At 44.9% G+C, this 17,304-nt stretch carries 12 protein-coding genes; 5 read left to right on the forward strand and 7 right to left on the reverse strand.

Features of this window, described 5'->3' with window-relative positions:
- Window positions 1-56: 56 nt before the first annotated feature.
- Window positions 57-2,924, reverse strand: a complete 2,868-nt coding sequence (locus AC4BAP_RS14715) for a choice-of-anchor J domain-containing protein (RefSeq protein ID WP_490583425.1) — start codon at window positions 2,922-2,924, stop codon at window positions 57-59.
- A gap of 432 nt (window positions 2,925-3,356) precedes the next feature.
- Entirely contained in the window at window positions 3,357-7,229 is a 3,873-nt protein-coding gene (locus tag AC4BAP_RS14720; RefSeq protein ID WP_490583426.1) for a Calx-beta domain-containing protein, read from the reverse strand.
- 166 nt (window positions 7,230-7,395) lie between these two features.
- Here AC4BAP_RS14720 and AC4BAP_RS14725 point away from each other — a divergent pair, with 166 nt between their 5' ends.
- The gene (locus AC4BAP_RS14725; protein ID WP_490583427.1) at window positions 7,396-7,563 is read left to right on the forward strand and encodes a hypothetical protein; all 168 of its coding nucleotides are present in this window, start codon (window positions 7,396-7,398) and stop codon (window positions 7,561-7,563) included.
- 921 nt (window positions 7,564-8,484) lie between these two features.
- On the opposite strand, the gene AC4BAP_RS14730 is transcribed toward AC4BAP_RS14725, so the two are convergent.
- Entirely contained in the window at window positions 8,485-9,648 is a 1,164-nt protein-coding gene (locus AC4BAP_RS14730; RefSeq protein ID WP_490583428.1) for a trans-sulfuration enzyme family protein, read from the reverse strand.
- A 313-nt stretch (window positions 9,649-9,961) separates the two neighbouring features.
- Here AC4BAP_RS14730 and AC4BAP_RS14735 point away from each other — a divergent pair, with 313 nt between their 5' ends.
- Together AC4BAP_RS14735 and lysS are read left to right on the forward strand one after the other, a co-directional pair.
- Window positions 9,962-10,990, forward strand: a complete 1,029-nt coding sequence (locus tag AC4BAP_RS14735; RefSeq protein WP_490583429.1) for a hypothetical protein — start codon at window positions 9,962-9,964, stop codon at window positions 10,988-10,990.
- A 743-nt stretch (window positions 10,991-11,733) separates the two neighbouring features.
- On the forward strand, window positions 11,734-13,281 hold the full coding sequence (lysS, locus tag AC4BAP_RS14740; protein WP_490583430.1) for a lysine--tRNA ligase: 1,548 nt from the start codon (window positions 11,734-11,736) through the stop codon (window positions 13,279-13,281).
- A 72-nt stretch (window positions 13,282-13,353) separates the two neighbouring features.
- Here the strand turns inward: lysS and AC4BAP_RS14745 are convergent, their stop codons facing one another.
- The 3 genes from AC4BAP_RS14745 to AC4BAP_RS14755 form a co-directional block, all read right to left on the reverse strand.
- Window positions 13,354-13,800: a YtxH domain-containing protein gene (locus AC4BAP_RS14745; RefSeq protein ID WP_490583431.1), complete on the reverse strand. Its 447-nt coding sequence runs from the start codon at window positions 13,798-13,800 to the stop codon at window positions 13,354-13,356.
- 267 nt (window positions 13,801-14,067) lie between these two features.
- Window positions 14,068-14,406, reverse strand: a complete 339-nt coding sequence (locus AC4BAP_RS14750) for a YtxH domain-containing protein (RefSeq protein ID WP_490583432.1) — start codon at window positions 14,404-14,406, stop codon at window positions 14,068-14,070.
- A 163-nt stretch (window positions 14,407-14,569) separates the two neighbouring features.
- Window positions 14,570-14,977 carry a hypothetical protein gene (locus AC4BAP_RS14755; RefSeq protein WP_490583433.1) on the reverse strand — a complete coding sequence of 136 codons (408 nt, stop codon included), beginning with the start codon at window positions 14,975-14,977 and terminating at the stop codon, window positions 14,570-14,572.
- A 196-nt stretch (window positions 14,978-15,173) separates the two neighbouring features.
- On the opposite strand from AC4BAP_RS14755, the gene AC4BAP_RS14760 reads away from it, so the two are divergent.
- Both AC4BAP_RS14760 and AC4BAP_RS14765 read left to right on the forward strand, forming a co-directional pair.
- A complete protein-coding gene (locus tag AC4BAP_RS14760; protein WP_490583434.1) occupies window positions 15,174-15,413 on the forward strand; it encodes a Kazal-type serine protease inhibitor family protein in 240 nt (79 codons plus the stop codon).
- Window positions 15,414-15,428: 15 nt separating this feature from the next.
- Entirely contained in the window at window positions 15,429-15,800 is a 372-nt protein-coding gene (locus AC4BAP_RS14765; RefSeq protein ID WP_490583435.1) for a cupin domain-containing protein, read from the forward strand.
- Between the two features lie 133 nt (window positions 15,801-15,933).
- Here AC4BAP_RS14765 and AC4BAP_RS14770 read toward each other — a convergent pair whose 3' ends face one another.
- Window positions 15,934-16,746, reverse strand: a complete 813-nt coding sequence (locus AC4BAP_RS14770; RefSeq protein ID WP_490583436.1) for an enoyl-ACP reductase FabI — start codon at window positions 16,744-16,746, stop codon at window positions 15,934-15,936.
- Window positions 16,747-17,304: the final 558 nt, after the last annotated feature.

Below are 17,304 nucleotides of genomic sequence, written 5' to 3' on the forward strand. Positions count from 1 at the left end.
ATAAAAAAGAGGCCTGCAACTTACATTGCAGGCCTCTTTTTTCTTATTGATTAGGATTAATTTTTTAGCAATCTGGCCTGGTATGCCTCGTTGCCAGCCATTATCCTGATGATGTAGACACCTTCTTTTAATGTGCTTACTTTACGGTTCAGGCTATGGTTTGCCTCCGTCAGTTTACCGGTGGTCTCAAACATCATTCTTCCATCAACGGACCAAACACTCAGGTTTATACTTTGCTGCGCACCCACTTTTGCTGGCAATGCCAGGCGCACATGGTTCTGCGCAGGATTCGGATAAACAGAGAACTGGCCTTTGGTAGCATCGGCTATGCCTGTGGTAACCTCTGAGTTAACAAAGAAACGTGCCGACACTGGTGCATGGTCTGAAGTAGAGTTTCGGTAGTTCTCTATCTCCTCGTCAAATTGCTCATTTATCATGATCGAGTTACCAACGTACTCATCTGTTAATGTGCTTGAAATAACAATGTGGTCTAAGAAACTACTTAAGCTGCTTGACTTATAAGTTACAGCGCCACTCGCACTCAGATCATAGGTCAGGGTGCTGTAGTTGCTGTTGTTCACAAACACCTCAAATGGTGAAGCGTAATTGCTTACTACCGACACGTCAACGTCATCATTGAAATCGCCAAGTATAACCAGATTTGCATTAGCATACTGTGCTGCCAGCGTGTCTGCTAATACCTGCGCATCATACTTACGTCTTTGGTAATCCTGCTCCGGGTTATTTACAGTTGCCTTGGCGTGCAGGTTTACCAGGCTGTAAAGTTGTTTCGCTCCGCTAATGGTTGCCTCGAACTGCACCATGTAAGGCAAACGACCACTCGACCACAGGAAAGAACTATTGCCTCCCGGGTAGTCTGTTAACGTAGCAGCGCCGGCTTTGATATCGGCATAAAGTTTAGCTAAGATCACTTTCTCCTTTTTCACCGAAACCACGCCTGGCTTGTATAAAAAGCCCAGCTTCTGGTCTGCGGCATCCTGCCACGCAGTCATGGTCATACTTTCGTAGGCATATCCGGTTTCTAGAGCCAGCTTCTGTACTTGACTCTCATCAACTATCTCCTGCAAGGCAATAATATCAGCATCTAATTTCTGGATCACAGTTTTTGCGTTAGCAAATTGCACATCATCATCTTGTGGACCATTACTAGCAGAGCCAAACCACTCCAGATTCCAGGTTACGATATCGAGTGTGTTCTCTTTTAAGATTGATGAGCCATACAGGTAACCGATGTTTTCGATGGCAGAGCCGCTGGCTATATTTAGCTTTCCTTCGATTTTTGCTTTGGCCTCGGTTGGCTTAAAACGCAGGTATAAGGTATTTGCATTTGCAGCCTCAGCTGCTGTAAATGTTACCGACGAGGCAAAGGTTACATTGTCTTTAGATACCTCGAAGTTTGCGGGGGCAGTTACCACCACATTTTCTGTAAAGCCGAGGGCACGCAGCTCAAACGTTTGTGCCGCAGAGGCATTGCCTACCGCCGTTTCATCAAACCTGAGCATCTGGCTGCTGTAGTTTAGCAGTTGCTCTTTGTTTTCAATTTTAAAGTTGTCGAGTGTCCAGCGCGCAGAGGCTGTTGAAGTGGAAGTATAAACGAAAGCCACATACGTGTTAGCAGCTTTGTAGTCAGCTAGACTGATACCTTGTAATGTTTTCCAAACGTCGGCGTTGTCAGCTTCTAACACAAGCAAGGTTGTCCAGGTTGCTGCAGCCGGGTTGCCGGAGCCGGTGTAATCCGTGGATACCTTCACCACTAAATCTTCACCACTAAACTTTGTGCGGTAGTCAACAGTTAGCACTGGCAGCTTGTCAAATGTGGTCAGGTTTAATGATGGGGAAATCAGCCAGTCTTCGTTTTCGTTGTTGCCACCGCTGTAGCCATTCATCTGCACCCCATTTCCCTCTTTGCCATACGTGGTGCACTCCCATGTTTGTGTACCTGTTACGCTATACTGCATCCAGCCGCCAGTTAAGCTATTGCCACCTGTACAGCTTGTAAATTCTTGTTCGTATGGACTGAAAACATTGGCTGACAAGGTTACACTAACATCTGATATACCTGTTGAAGAGTGTGTTATATTCTGAGCAAATATACCAGATGCTTCAGTAGTGAGTTTTACATAAACTTGCTTTGATGATGCCAGTTCTGCTGCGGTAAAGGTAATACTTTGCGCAAAGCTCCCTGTTTCTGTTTTTGAAACAGCAAACGGAGTTTCTACACTAACAATCACATCATTAGTTAATTCATTACCAGATAAAGTATAACTCAGAACCTGACTTTCAGAACCTTTCAAAACAGACCCAAAAGATAACGCTGAATCGCTGGTTGTAAGTGGTGTTGTGGTGTTAGCTCCGTCATTAATTGCCAGGTTATCCAGTGCAACACCATCACGGGCACCTCCAACGCCATCAACCACAATTTCAAATGTAACCCAACGTAATTGTACTATGGGCTGGTCAAGGGCATCTGCTGGTAGAGATATTGAAATCGCCTCTATATCCCCAACAGTTGTTCTGCCTAAGGAACTATAATCTGCCCCTGCTATAGTAGTCCATCCCCCTGATTCTCCAGCTCTGTATTGCAGCGCAACACCAACAGATCGTGTCTGGTTATTGATCAGTTCTATATCATACGAGACACTCACTTTTGTTTTGCCAAGTGTATTAATAGCTGTTGCAATCTGACTTGAACCTGTGGTTGTATTTCCTGATTGTTGGATATAAAGCCTGTTGTTGCCGTCTTTAAAATAATTGTAAACATTACCACTGCTGCTTTGCGCAGAAGACACAACACTTACAGTTGCATCTGCATTAGGCACAGACGCTTCTGCTGCCTCTTTTGAACTCATAAAAGCGTTTGCCCAAGCACTAATACCATTGGGTAACACTGTAGTGTTCTGCATACTACTAAAGTCGGTGTTAAATGGTATGCTTTGTACTGTTGGGTTAGTTTGTGCCCAAACACTGTTCGCAAACAATGACAAACAACAAAAAAGCATCAAGAAAATGCACTCTCGTAAATGTTTAAACATAGATTATAAAAGTATAAGGTTGATTTTCAGAAGATATAAATGATCATGCAGTATGAGTCAGTTTCGATGCGAATGGTTTAGATCTTCGGCATTGCAACTAAAGTTGGCATCAGGAAGGAAACTCAACAAACAATATCCTTTCCAGCACAACAACAAGCCAATACTCAATGTTATGCCATCAAATTTAACAATAAATCAGCAGCTTCATATATCTTCTGTTAAACATTTGCCTGATACACCCCCTGAAAAAAGAAAGGGCCTGCCACATATGCGGCAGGCCCTTTTCAAAGTATAGGCTTATACTTATTTTTTCATTAGTCTGGACTGGTATACATCTTTACCAGCCTGAACTTTGATAATGTAAACGCCTGTAGCAAGTGAGTTTACTTTACTGTTCAGGTTTTGCTTAGCGTTTTCTAACGTACCAGTAGTTTCAAATACTCTTCTGCCATCTACAGACCAAACGCTTAGGTTTACATTACCAGTAACAGCCTTCTCAGGTAGTACCAGGTTAACGTAGTTTGTAGCTGGGTTAGGATATACTTTAAACTGTCCTTTAGTAGCATCAGCAATGCCTGTTGCCAGATCGTTGCGCTCTATAGTAAAGTTAAATACCGGTTCTAAAGTACCAATTGCCAGTTTATCACTTACAGCAGCCAATCCGAAGCTGATCAGTTCATCTTCTTCAGTTTCCTGATCATCAATCACATTGATTCCAAACTTAACTGATGTAGCACCAGCAGGCACAGCAATCACAATGTTACCGTTTTCCACCGCAGGTGTTGTCGTATAGTCGCCTGTTGCGCCGTAAGTTACACCCACACCATTCGACACAGAAACTGTGATTTGCTCTGCTTTAACAGTAGCCTGATCAAGTGTGATCGTAACTTCGGTTAAGCCAGACTCCTCGTTAACTTTAAGGGCTGCAGCTGCAAAGTTTACAGAAGACTTGTCGTTGTCTGTGATGGTAATTTCATGTGCTGGCTGTGAGCCGATAACTAAACCGCTGCTTACCTCTCTTAAGTATAAAGTAAGAACCTCATCCATTTCAACTACTGCGTCGTCTACGATGTTCACTTTGAAAGATGCTGTAGAAGCGCCTGCAGGAATGGTCAGGTTAATGGCACCTAAAACCGGTGCTGGTGTAGTAGTGAAGTCAGTATTGTAAGCCAGACCTGTGCTTAGGCCATACTCTATCTTAACTGTTTGCTCAGTAACTGTTGCCTGTGTTAATGTTAATGCAACTGTTACTTCGCCGGCATTCTCATTTACTGTAGCAGTGCTCGATGCAAAACTGATAGTTGATTTGTCATCGTCAGCAATGTTAAGTGTAAATGCATTTGAAGTACCAACTAGCAGGTTTGCACTTGGCTCCGACAACGTCAGAGTTAAAACTTTGTCAGTTTCAACAATAAAGTCATTTACCAGGTTAACTTTCACAGAGGCTGTTGCCTGTCCGGCAGGCAGTGTAAGAGTAAACATGCCATTTGAAGCAGCTGGCTCTGAGGTGTAGTCAGTAGTATAAACTGCATCTCCGCCAAGGGTCACTTTCACAGTTTGCTCTGTTACAGGCGCTTGGTCCAGTGTCAGGTTTATGGTTACTTCACCATCACCCTCTTTAACACTGGCAGATGCCGCTGCAAAGTTAACTGTAGACTTGTCGTTGTCTGTGATTGTCAGCGTGTATGTATCAGCACTACCGATCGCCAGGTTGGCACTCTTGTTAGTGATCTGGAAAATCACCTGTTCAGTTGCCTCTACCAGGTTATCATCAGTGATTTCAACCTCAAAGGAAGCAGTAGTAGCATTGGCTGGTACTGTTATAGTTACCATGCCATTGGTAGCACCTGTTATAGTATAGTCTGCTGCAGATGCTGTGCTTGTAGGTAATACACTTACTGTTACGGTCTGTTCTGTGGCTTGCGCTGCAGATAGTGTAAGGTTAACGTTATACTTCGCATCACCTTCTGCTTTGGTTGCTGTGGCTTCTGTAAAAGTAACCGCCGGAGTAGCAGACAAGTTAAAGCGAGCCGATACTGGCAAGTGGTCTGAAGTTGTAGTGAAGTAGCTTGGGATCAAAGAAGTAAGGCCATCTTCAATCCTGATAGAACCCATAACGTAATCGTCGTTCAGGTGGTGCGCAACGGTTATGTGGTCCAGGAAGCTGGTTGCGTTGTAAGTACCCACGCCGGTTTTGCTAAGGTCTAATGTCAGCACGTTGTAGCGGGCATCATCTACAAAAATCTTGTAAGTAGACTCGTTTGTACCAACCACTGATACGTCCACGTCGTCGTTGTAGTCGCCAAGCATTACCAGGTTAACATGAGGGTATTGAGCATCCAGGCTGTCTTTCAACACCTGCAGGTCATACTTACGCATGTTGTAGCGGTCTATGGCTGTGCCACTGTTTGCTCTGGCGTGTATGTTTAATAGGTGTAGGTTTTGTTTAACGCCATTAATATTGGCCTCGACCTCTACCATGTACGGCAAGCGGCCACTGCTCCAGAAGCTGTCATCTTTAACTTCGTCAGTTGATGTAGTAACCGTAGGGTTATAGTTAGGCAGTACCTTAGTATTAGCCAAAAGGTCTCTGTAAAGCTTCTCCAAAAGCACTTTCTGGCTCTTCACTTTTACAGTAGAAGTTTTATAAACGATGTACAGCTTTTGAGGAGTTAGCGGAGTTGCAGAAGTCCTGATAGAGTATGAGTATACATCAGACTTTACAAAGTCGTAGCCTGGTAACTCGCTAACAAGCTGCGCCATCTTAGCGTCATTGGCTACCTCCTGCAGGGCATAGATATCTGCATCTAGTGCTATCATTGCCTGCTTCACGTTTGCATACTGCAGTTCATCGTTCGACGGCCCTAACGTCTGGCCATCATAATCCTTATCAGCACCAAACCACTCAACGTTCCAGGTTACAATGTCCAGCGTTGATTCTTTAGACTTTGAAGAACCCACCAGATTACCTCTTGTAATGTTTAGCTGGTTACCGCTTGTAAACTGAATCGCGCCTGTTAGCACATAATCTTCTACGGTTGGTGTAAACTGTACAAAGAAAGTATTGTTAGCAGCTGCCTCTTCTTTCGTATAGGTAATGCTCTGTGCAAATGTGTTACCGTCTTTTGATACTTTAAAGTCAGCAGGCACAGAAAGAGTCAGGTCTTGTGTCAGTCCCAGCACAGAGAACGTGAAGCTCTTGTTTGCCGAAGTAGCCTGTGGTGCTACAATTCCGAAGCTGTGGCTCAGGTTGCTCGTAGTTACAAAATAGCTTTCAGTGTTGATGCTGAAATCGTCCACTGTCCAGCGTGATGCTGAAGCAGTAGTAGAAGTATAATAGAAAGCGATGTGTACGTTTGGTTGCTTGTAAGCAGAAAGATCTACAATTGACTGCTTCCAGGTAGCTGAGTTTGAAGCTGGCAGACCTGCGTTAAGTGTTACCCATGTAGCAGTTGTTGGATCACTCACGCCGTCATAATTCGTAGAAACCAATACCGTCATGGCAGGACCTGAGAAATCGGATCTTGACCAGAAGCTAAGCATTGGCACACTAAGGTTGGTCAAATCCATACTTGGCGAGATCAGGTAATCCTGGTTGTCTTTAGCGCCTGAGCTGAAGCCGTTCATCTGAACACCGTTCGTACCGTTGTTACCGAATGAAGAGCAACCCCAAACCTGCGCACCAACAAGGCTAATCTGCTTCCAGCCACCAATAAGGTTACCGCCAAAGGCACAGTCATCAAAATTTTGTGCATAGGTGGCAAAGGCTGTGCCCAATAATTTAACATTCACTGTAGCAGCACCATTAGAGGCAATCGTAACTGTACCCGCTGATTGCTCTTCAGCCGTTGGGCTATACTTTACAAATACTGTTTTACCAGCTGTAGCTTCTGCTGCGCTTAGAGTAATGCTGTTTGCATAAGTACCGTTCAACTCTGTGGCTAGTGTATATACACCTGAAGTCGTTACTGTTACTGACTCAGTTACATCAGTACCGTTAACTAAAAAGGACAGTACTTTACTCTGATTTGGCTGCAAATAACCAAAAAACAGATTCTGTACCGAAGTCAAAATCTCAGGGGTTGGAGTCGATGTTGTAAACGACCATGTTGTACTACCTGAAGTACCAGCAAAGAAATTACCTACAGCATCTGAAAACGCAGTACCTGGAATCACAACATAGTAATTTTTTGAAGCAACCAGGCTAACATTTATCGTTACGTTAGTTCCACTCACAACTACGTTGCTACTTGTTACCGCAATTGACTGCAATAGCGTGTTACTACCAACTTCACGTAATTCGATTGATCCAGTTCCTTTTACAACCGCCTCATCAAAAGTGATGGATAAGCTCGATGTAGTTGTTGGAATATTAGTTGCTCCATTTGATGGATTTAACGTAGTAATTGATGGGACGATATTATCAACTATTGGTGTAACAGATGCCCAGTTAGTTCCAACCCTTAATTCATCGACAACAATACCAGGAGTCTTAGCATTTGCATCCTGACGTAAAAAGAATCTGTCAATACTTGACAAATCAGTACCGGTTAGAGTAGTTTCTAAAGTAGCTACAGGCTCATTTCCTCCAATACTGCTTTCTACTGGGTTTATCCAAACCCTTGCATAGTCATTTGCAGTACCAGATATTAAGTTGTAAGCACCAACAACAAGTATGTTTTGGTTGAGTGAATAAACATCAGGTTGCCAGTTTACATCCGCAGAGGCTGTTCTTTTAGAGATACCAATATTAAATCCTGTACCAGATTTTCTTATCCAAAGAGTTGAGCCGAAATTTGTTGAATTACTACCCAAACCTGCAAAATAAGTAGCATCATTAGCTCCGGTACCAACTGCGCTTAAATCAGTTACACGGAAGACAAACGAATAATAAGCCCAGCCTGAAGTAATAGGGCTTGCAATAACAAGTTGTGGGTCCTTACCATCTCCACTGAATGAGGCCATGTTACCTGTAGACTGCCTTAAGTTACCATAACTTAAATTACCGGCTACGATATCAATTTCATCTCCTGAATTAGCGTTAACCCAGCCACCTTGCCCACCAAGAGCTGTCCCCACCGTATAATTGAAAGGTTCATACCTAATTTCTTGCCCCCACGCCTCACTACTGCTGCCTAAAAAGGCACAGCATACCAGCACAAGAGCGAATAGCTTTTGTAAATGTTTGACCATAAAGTTTAGTAAATAGATATAAATTGGATTGATTTACAGAGATAGAAAGGCATTCCCATTCAGGGGCATAAGGAGTAAGCGTGAGAGACTGGAAGGCCTTATTCATTGTACAAAGCTAACGCCAAATACAATACAATTTATTACCACTATATTAAGAATAAGTACATTACAATAAAAAGAGGCTTTCACTGGCAATTATCTTAGAAAAAGATAAATTATAGCACTGATTTTGAGTTTCTTACAGTGCTATTTTTTCCAGTGCCTGCGCAATGTCTTTTATCAGATACTCAGGGTCTTCCAGGCCCACATAAAAACGCACTATATTAAAAGGTAGTGTAGGCTTTAATCCTCCTTCTGTATAAGATGCGGCAATCGGAAAAATCAGTGATTCGTGGCCACCCCAGGAGGCTGCCATCAGGAAATGCTGCAAACTATCGCAAAAAAGCTCTACTTTCTTAATATCATTTGTATCCAGCAAAATCGAAAATTGGCCTGTGTTATCGCGGAGTTGTTTTTTGGCTAAGGCATGTTGCGGATGCGTAGCGAGAAACGGAAAGTATACTTCCTTTATCTTTGGGTGCCGCACTAAATAATCAACTACTTTTCGGGTAGAGGCTGCCACGCGCTCCATGCGTATAGGCAGCGTGCGCAACCCCCGGATCAGCAACCAGGCATCGTGTGGCGAAAGTATGGCTCCAAGGGTCATGTACTCCCGCTCAAAGATCCTGTTTATACTTTCCCGCGAACCACAAATTACGCCACCCATCACATCAGAATGCCCTCCAATATACTTGGTGCAGGAGTGTACCACCAGGTCTACACCAAATGCAATCGGGTTCTGGTTTATAGGGCTGGCAAAGCTGTTGTCTATTATGGTGGTGCAGCCATGTTGTTTTGCTATGGCCACCACGGCGGCAATATCCTGCAGTTCAAAAGTATAGGAGTTGGGGCTTTCCATGTACAGCAGGCGGGTATTGGGCTTTATGGCGGCTCGGTAGTTTTCTGCATCTGTGCCGTCTACCATGGTAACCTCCACGCCGAACCTTGGCAGGAAGCGCTTCATCAGGGCATTGGTCCAGGTGTAGGGCTTTTTCACACATACAACATGGTCACCGGCGTTTACCTGCGACAGCACTGCAGCAGCCACTGCGGCTATACCGCTGCCAAAAGCAATGGCATGCTCTGCTCCTTCTAAGGCTGCAATTTTTTGCTCCAGCATGGTTACCGTAGGGTTATTGCCCCGTGTATAAAGGGATGCCTCCGGCTCATGCTGCAGCATATGCCTCAGGTCGGCAACAGAGCGGGCCGCAAAATTGCTGGTTTGCAAAATGGGCGGGGCAACGGCGTTAAAGTATGATTCCCTGTCTTCGCCTAACTCGTTTAATATGTAAGATAAATCCATAAAGCAGGTCCCTTTGCAGTTATCTTACTCTTATTTTAATGCTGTTGTTTTATTCATCGCCCGATCAATCTGTGCCAAGCCTTTGGCTTGTAAACTATGGTAAGTAAACCTTATGGTAAAACTGTCTTCTGCCCAAAATCACAGCGTCTGTACCACCCTTATTATCAGCATTTTACCAGCATAAAAATCAGAAGTATAAAATACATCAACTCCGTTTCTCAACCATCTGATTTACAGGCTTTTAAAATAAGCAAAATACAATGATTTTCAGCTATTTATGCAACTGCCAGTAGCTGAATTTTGTTGTTAAAATATGAAAGAGAGAGAAGATAACAACGTATTTCAGCTAACCCAGAATGAGCCTGCAGAGCACGATAAAGAATGGCAAAAGTCAATTCCGGCGCAGGTATTTTTGAACTACTTTTTTGCGATAAGCTACCACATTCAGCACGGCGAAACAAGCGGTGTGGAACAGCTGGCTTTTCTCAGAGAAACGCAGGAAGAGCTGAGCGAGCAGGAACTTGAAACAGTGAAGCGTTACCTCTTAAATTCCTGGAATACCGAGTATGCCATGCGTACCACAGCCGCCCTCGGCGACGAGGCCTATATGCGCAACGCCCTGCACTGGACATTCCCGCAGGCATACTATACTGTATTTTCAGGTTTGCAGGCTTTTTTGCTTACACGTGGGGTTAAGTCCGGCAACGAGGCGCTTATACTTCGTGAGGCTGGCAGGTTGGTAGTGAAAAACGCTTACCCTAAGGCTATCGGATTTTACGCTTCGGGGCACTACGACGAGTATAACATACACCGCTTGCCGCTGTCGCATTACAAGCCGGGCTTGCAAATAGCCGGTAAAGAGCTGGAAGCGCAGGCACAGATTGGTCAGTTTTTAAGAACCACGCGCCGCCAGAAGGCCAAGGCCGTTAGGCAGCAGGTGCAGGCGAACCCGGCACTTGCCATCCGAAGCAGCAAAACCGGTGATGTGTTGCAGAAGTTTGGCCCACAGCACTGGCAGCAGCTTACCTGGCGTGTAGGTTATACTACCCTGTTCGATCTACTGGCACGGTTACGCATTTCATCCTCGCACCGCGAAATAGAGCGCTTCGTGCAGGCAGATATCGATTTTAAGCTTTTCCATGAATCGCTGCTGGAGATTGTAAGCTACCTCAACGGCATACACGAAAGCTATGTGGCGCAAGCCATGGGCGTTGTGCAATACGAGGCTTTTGTGAAAGAACTGCCCACGTACCTGCAAAACTCGTTTGTGGCAGCCAGGCTGGAGCAGCACATCAAACCGCTGTTCGGCGATCAGGAATATCAGCTTGGTCAGGCAGCGTAACTACGTTTTGCTCATATTTATACTTCAGACTCCTGCAGGTTTATACTTGCAGGAGTTGTTTTTTGGGCCGGTGGTTAAGGGGATTTAATTGATTAGGATGATTATTTATTGGGTAAACCACCCCTCTTGAGAGGGGCTATACTTAAGACACAAGTATAAAATGCTCTGTCTACCGCGAGTTTTCAACTCGTGGTTGTCCATGTGGGCAAGCTTTCAACTTGCGTGAGTCGATTTTTATACTTTTGCATACCTACGCAAGCTGAAAGCTTGTCACATAATAAGCCACGAGTTGTAAACTCGCGGCAGGAATAACAACGAATGTAAATTTGTGTCCTAATAGTAGCCTTGTCCAAGGGGTGGAGTTAGTATATTGTTCTTACAAAAGCATGAGTGTTATAGCTGCAGCTTAACCTCCCTTTTACCAAGATCCTTTCAGGATGACAAAAGGAGAGGTAAAGCTGCTATTGTGTTGGCAGGAGAAGAAGTAGTAGCAGATTCCCCGCCTTGGACAATCGAGAACGAGAGTTTGAAGATTGCGAGCGCAGCTCTGAGGGGATAAAGGGGTGGTTCGACCCGGTTCTTAAAATCTTCACAAACTCTGATTCAGATAATTAAAAATTACTAAGTTTCTACTAATTTATACTTGTTAACTCCCAAACTCTCTAACACTTTACCTTTCTAACTCACAATTATTCCTTATTTTTGCTGTTTGATATAACACAACACATTTTTAAGATAATCGCATGCAACTCAGCGAACAGGAACTACGCAGACGCCATGAGCGCGAAGAGCTGGAGAAAATGGGCATCAACCCATATCCCTCTGAAACATTTGAAGTTACTGCTACTGCCAAGGAGATAAAGGAAAATTTCGATAAGGAAGGAAATAACTACCAGAACGTAACACTGGCAGGCCGTCTGATGAGCCGCCGCATTATGGGTAAGGCCTCTTTTGCGGAGCTGATGGACAGCACTGGCCGTATCCAGATCTACGTTTCGAGAGATGATATTGCACCGGGCGAGAACAAGGACATGTACAACACCGTGTTCAAGAAAATGCTCGACATCGGTGATTTTATTGGCATTAAAGGTTACGCGTTTGTAACGCAGGTAGGCGAAATTTCGGTGCACGTAACCGAGCTTACCGTTCTGGCTAAATCACTGAAGCCGCTGCCTATCGTAAAGCGTGAGATTGACGAGAATGGCAATGAGATCGTACACGACGGTTTCACGGACCCTGAGCTGCGCTACCGTCAGCGTTACGTAGACCTTATCGTGAACCCGCATGTACGCGAGACATTTACAAAGCGTACCAAGCTGGTAAATACCATGCGTAACTTCCTTTCCGAGAAAGGATACCTGGAGGTTGAAACGCCAATTCTGCAGCCTATACACGGTGGTGCTGCGGCCCGTCCGTTTAAAACACACCACAACACCCTGGACATGACGCTATACCTGCGTATTGCCAATGAGCTTTACCTGAAGCGCTTGATCGTGGGTGGCTTTGATGGCGTGTTCGAGTTTGCGAAAGACTTCCGTAACGAGGGCATGAGCCGTTTCCATAACCCTGAGTTTACGGTAATGGAACTTTATGTTACTTACAAAGACTATAACTGGATGATGGACCTTGTGGAGGAGATGGTGGAGAAAGTAGCCCTTGCCCTGCACGGTACCACAGAGGTTAAAGTTGGCGAGAACGTGATCAACTTTGCCCGTCCTTGGAAGCGTTATACGATGTACGAGGCAATCGAGCACTTCACTAAGGTTGATATCTCGAACATGGAGGAAGCCGAGTTGCGCCAGACTGCTGAGAAACTGGGTATCCACACAGACCCGACCATGGGCAAGGCAAAGCTTATCGATGAGATCTTCGGTGAGACTGCTGAGCCATACCTGATACAGCCAACCTTCATCACGGATTACCCTGTAGAAATGAGCCCACTGGCTAAGAAGCACCGCAGCAAGCCTGGCCTGGTAGAGCGTTTCGAGGCAATCTGTAACGGTAAAGAGATCTGCAACGCCTTTTCTGAGCTAAACGACCCGGTAGACCAGCGTGCCCGTTTCGAGGAGCAGCTAGAACTGGCTAAGCGTGGCGACGTAGAGGCCATGGCCCTTGACGAAGACTTCCTGCGTGCATTGGAGTATGGCATGCCGCCAACTGCAGGTTTAGGTGTGGGCATTGATCGTTTAACCATGATCATGACCAACTCAAACTCTATTCAGGATGTGCTGTTCTTCCCGCAGATGAAGCCTGAAAGACAGGAGAAAAAAGAAGAAGAGAAAGTAGGCTAATTGCTTACCCAAAGTATAAAAAGAAAGCGTCCCGAAGAATTTCGGGACGCTTTTTTAATTTATTGCCAGATCTTATAATCCTGGAGTTCTTCTGGAATCGTTGATCATTCTGTTCACTTCTGTATCATCCCAGTTCTTGTTTGGTTCAGAAGAAGAGCTGCTCATGGTACCTGCCTGATTCTTGCTAAGGTTAGGATTCTGATAAGGCTCTTTCTTGCCAGTCCAGGAGTTTACCTTATCTTTTGTAGCAGAGTAACCCTTGCTAACCTGATCGCCCAGCTTAGAGGCAGAGTCTGCTACTTTTTTACGTGTAATAGCACCTTTGTCCGGGGCTAATAACACACCTGCAATAGCACCAGCTGCGGCACCAGCCAACAAACCAAGCGCTACAGCGCCTGCATTGCTGCCTTTGTCACTTCTGTCCGTAGCACCCTGCTGTCTTATCTGGCGCACCGATGCATTCGTCGAATACGTTGACTTATCCTCTCCAAGCGATCTGCTTTCCATTTTAGTTCTCATAGTTGTATTTATAAATTGTTTATATGTTAACTTAAAATTAATGGGTATTAGTATACATTAATCTAATATTTAATAACGCGATACCTTTGTGCAGGTTTAAAAATATGGGGTAACAGTAAACAAAAAACGCCTGCTATACTTAAATAGCAGGCGTTTTAACCGGCACACTGACCTCAGCCGCCTCAGCAAGCCGCCATAATAATATTACCGGCTTCGGCTTTGGGTCTTAGCATAAACACACTATGTGCCTTCAATAAGATTTATACTTTATGCGTTACCGCCAGTGCTACCTGTAGAGCCGGCACCAGATGAGCCAGAGCCACTGCTTGTTGTACTGCCGGTTGTTCCGCTTGAGCTACCAGTTTTACCGGAAGTGCTGCCCGTATCTGAGCCAGACTTACCGAATGTGCTGCCACTCATGTTCTTGATTTCGTCAAGGCCAGCCTGCAGGTTTTTCTCCAGGTCCTTGCTTACTTTACCAGCCCATTTTTTCACACTGCTGCGAGTAGCCTCGCCAGTATCCGGAGCCATTAGCAAGCCAGCGATAACGCCTGCACTTGCACCTGCCAAAAGGGCCAGAAGCACTTTTCCGCTATTGTCTTTCATAGTCTTTATTTTAATTTAATTTCATTTTAAATCTTATGTGTACTACTAACGTCAGTACACAGCATTAAGTTATATCTATACAACAGAATACTATTATACTTTAAATAAAAGTATAAAAAATGTCCCGAATATCTAATTGCTCTGTCGCAGAAGTTTTCAGTTTCTAACTTCTTTTAAGGTCAGAGATCAGCTTGCGTACTTCGTCTTTTGTTTTCTTAAGGCGTGTTTGCAAACGCTCCATCAGCTCATGCTCTCTGCCATGCTCGTAAGAAAGGTCTTCTTCGGTCAGTTCTGCGTAGTTGGCGCTTAGCTGGCGCTTTACGTCTTCCCAGGAGCCGTGCATTACCAGGTGCTCCTCGTGCTGGTTTGGCTTATTCTCCATCTTTGATTTAATGGCGTCTGTCCAGCCTCTTACCCTGGTGTTAATGTCGTCACCGGCTTTGGTCAGCGTGCGTTTCAGGTCTTCGCGGTTATCCTGGCCGTTTTTAGGTGATAACAATATGCCTGCAGCAATACCAGCTCCTAATCCCGCAATTGTCGCCATTAAAATTCTGCCGTTGTTGTTCTTCATGTTATCCATCTCTGGTTTGTCTATGGTTCTACTTTTATATTGGAGCGCATTGGTATATTAATTTTACCTATGGCAGGCTATGGATAATTTAGATACTTTTGCGCTTGAAGTATCATACGGTTGTAGCCATACTTGGTTAGTAACCGGCAAAAAACTGTACCAACCCGTATAACATCCAAGCAAATAACTTTATACTATGAAAAACCCACTTGCCATACTTTCGCTGGCAATGTTGCTGATGAGCAACTCCTGTACAAAACCAACCCAGGACGCCACCGCCTGCATAGACGAAAGCAAGATAAACCCAGACCAGATGTGCACCATGCAATACGACCCGGTTTGCGGCTGCGACGGAAAAACATACGGCAACAGCTGCGAGGCTGACCGTGCCGGCGTTACCTCTTATACAAAAGGCGAATGTCCTGATAAAAAATAAGCTACCACTAATTACATGAGCGAGAAGAAATACATCAAGCAGACCAACCCGTTCAGGGTTCCTACCACCGACGGCAAATTGATCGAGGAGCATTTTGGGCATGCCTCTACCCGTACCTCTGGCTTTAGTGTGGCCCATATGGTGGCTCCCCCTAACTGGAGCGAACCACACCAGAACCCTGAATTCGATGAGGTAACCATTGTACTGAAAGGCAGAAAACTGATCGAGATTGACGGTGAGGAAGTAGAAGTTAAGGCCGGCGAAACCATACTTATAAAAGCCGGTAGCCGTGTGCGCTATTCCAATCCTTACGACGAGGAGACAGAATACTGGTCAGTCTGTGTGCCTGCCTTCGACATAAACACTGTGCACCGTGAGGAAGAGTAGTTAATGTGCTAATTAGTTAATATGCTAATTGTTAAATTAGACTTATAAAAGCAAAGGCCTCTGAAATTTCAGAGGCCTTTGCTTTTTCTATTATTGCCTAATTATCACATTAAACAATTAGCATATTAAGCCATTACTTTGAGATCATCTCTACGATATCCTCAGAGATACCCATGCTGCTGAAACCGCCGTCGTGCATCAGGTTCTGCATGGTTACAAAACGCGTTAGGTCAGAGAACAGCGTGATCGTGTAATCGGCGCATGCTTCTGCAGATGCGTTGCCAAGCGGCGACATTTTATCTGCATAGTCGTAGAACGCATCGAAACCACCTACACCAGTACCAGCCGTTGTTTTAGTCGGAGACTGCGAGATGGTGTTTACACGGATCTTTTTGCTGCGGCCTAAACGGTAGCCATAGTTACGTGCAATAGACTCCAGTACCGCCTTAGCCTGCGACATATCGGTATAGTCAGGGAATACGCGCTGGGCTGCAATGTAAGAAAGGGCTACAATAGAACCCCACTCGTTCATGGCATCCTGCTTCTCGGCTACATGCATCACCTTATGGAAAGACAGTGCAGAGATATCCAGTGTCTTCAGGAACCAATCGTAGTTCAGGTCGCCGTAAGTTTTGCCTTTGCGGATGTTCGGGCTCATGCCAATAGAGTGCAGCACGAAGTCGATTTTGCCTCCAAGGATCTCCTGAGCTTTTGAGAACAGGTTCTCCAGGTCTTCAACAGAAGTTGCATCGGCAGGTATAATTTGCGCGTTGCACTCTTCCGCAAGTTTATTGATCTCGCCCATACGCATGGCAAGCGGCGCATTCGTCAATACAAACTCAGCACCCTCTTCTTTGGCACGCTTCGCTACTTTCCAGGCAATAGACTTTTCATCAAGTGCACCGAAAATGATTCCTTTCTTTCCTTTAAGCAGATTATAAGACATATCTGTATCGTTGTTTTATACTTTCAAAGATTTGAGCCGGCAATATAGCAATAACTAAGTATAACTCAAGGTGCAAGGTTGGTACATTCTAGTGAACGTGCTGCAGCACCGGGTCCAACCACCTCTGCCCCTCAGAGCTACACTCGTTAGTTTCGATCTCGCGTTCTCACTAATCTAAGGCGGGGAGCCTGCTATAGCTCTGACAAAAGTATAAGCTCTGTAGCTTATGCTCAATCTCCCTTCCCACAAGATCCTTTACAGGATGACAAACAGGAGTGGCTTTAACTAATATGAAGGCTGTTGAAGCAGTAAGTATAAATTCCCCGCCTTGGTTAAGGAGGGCCAGGGGTGGTTGGATCCGGGATAGCTGAAACGGGGACAAGGATGTCCCAATCAGTAAGGTTCCGGACAAGAATGTCCGGAACAGCAGAAAAAACAAAGCATGAGTCATCCCGAACTTTGTAATGGGATGAAAAAGGGAAGCCTCCTGTTTTAGGGATATAGCTATATGTATCACCTAAAGACAGGAGGCTTCTATGTGTTCTGCTTCTAAAAACG

The organism is Pontibacter sp. GD7, from assembly GCF_058216375.1.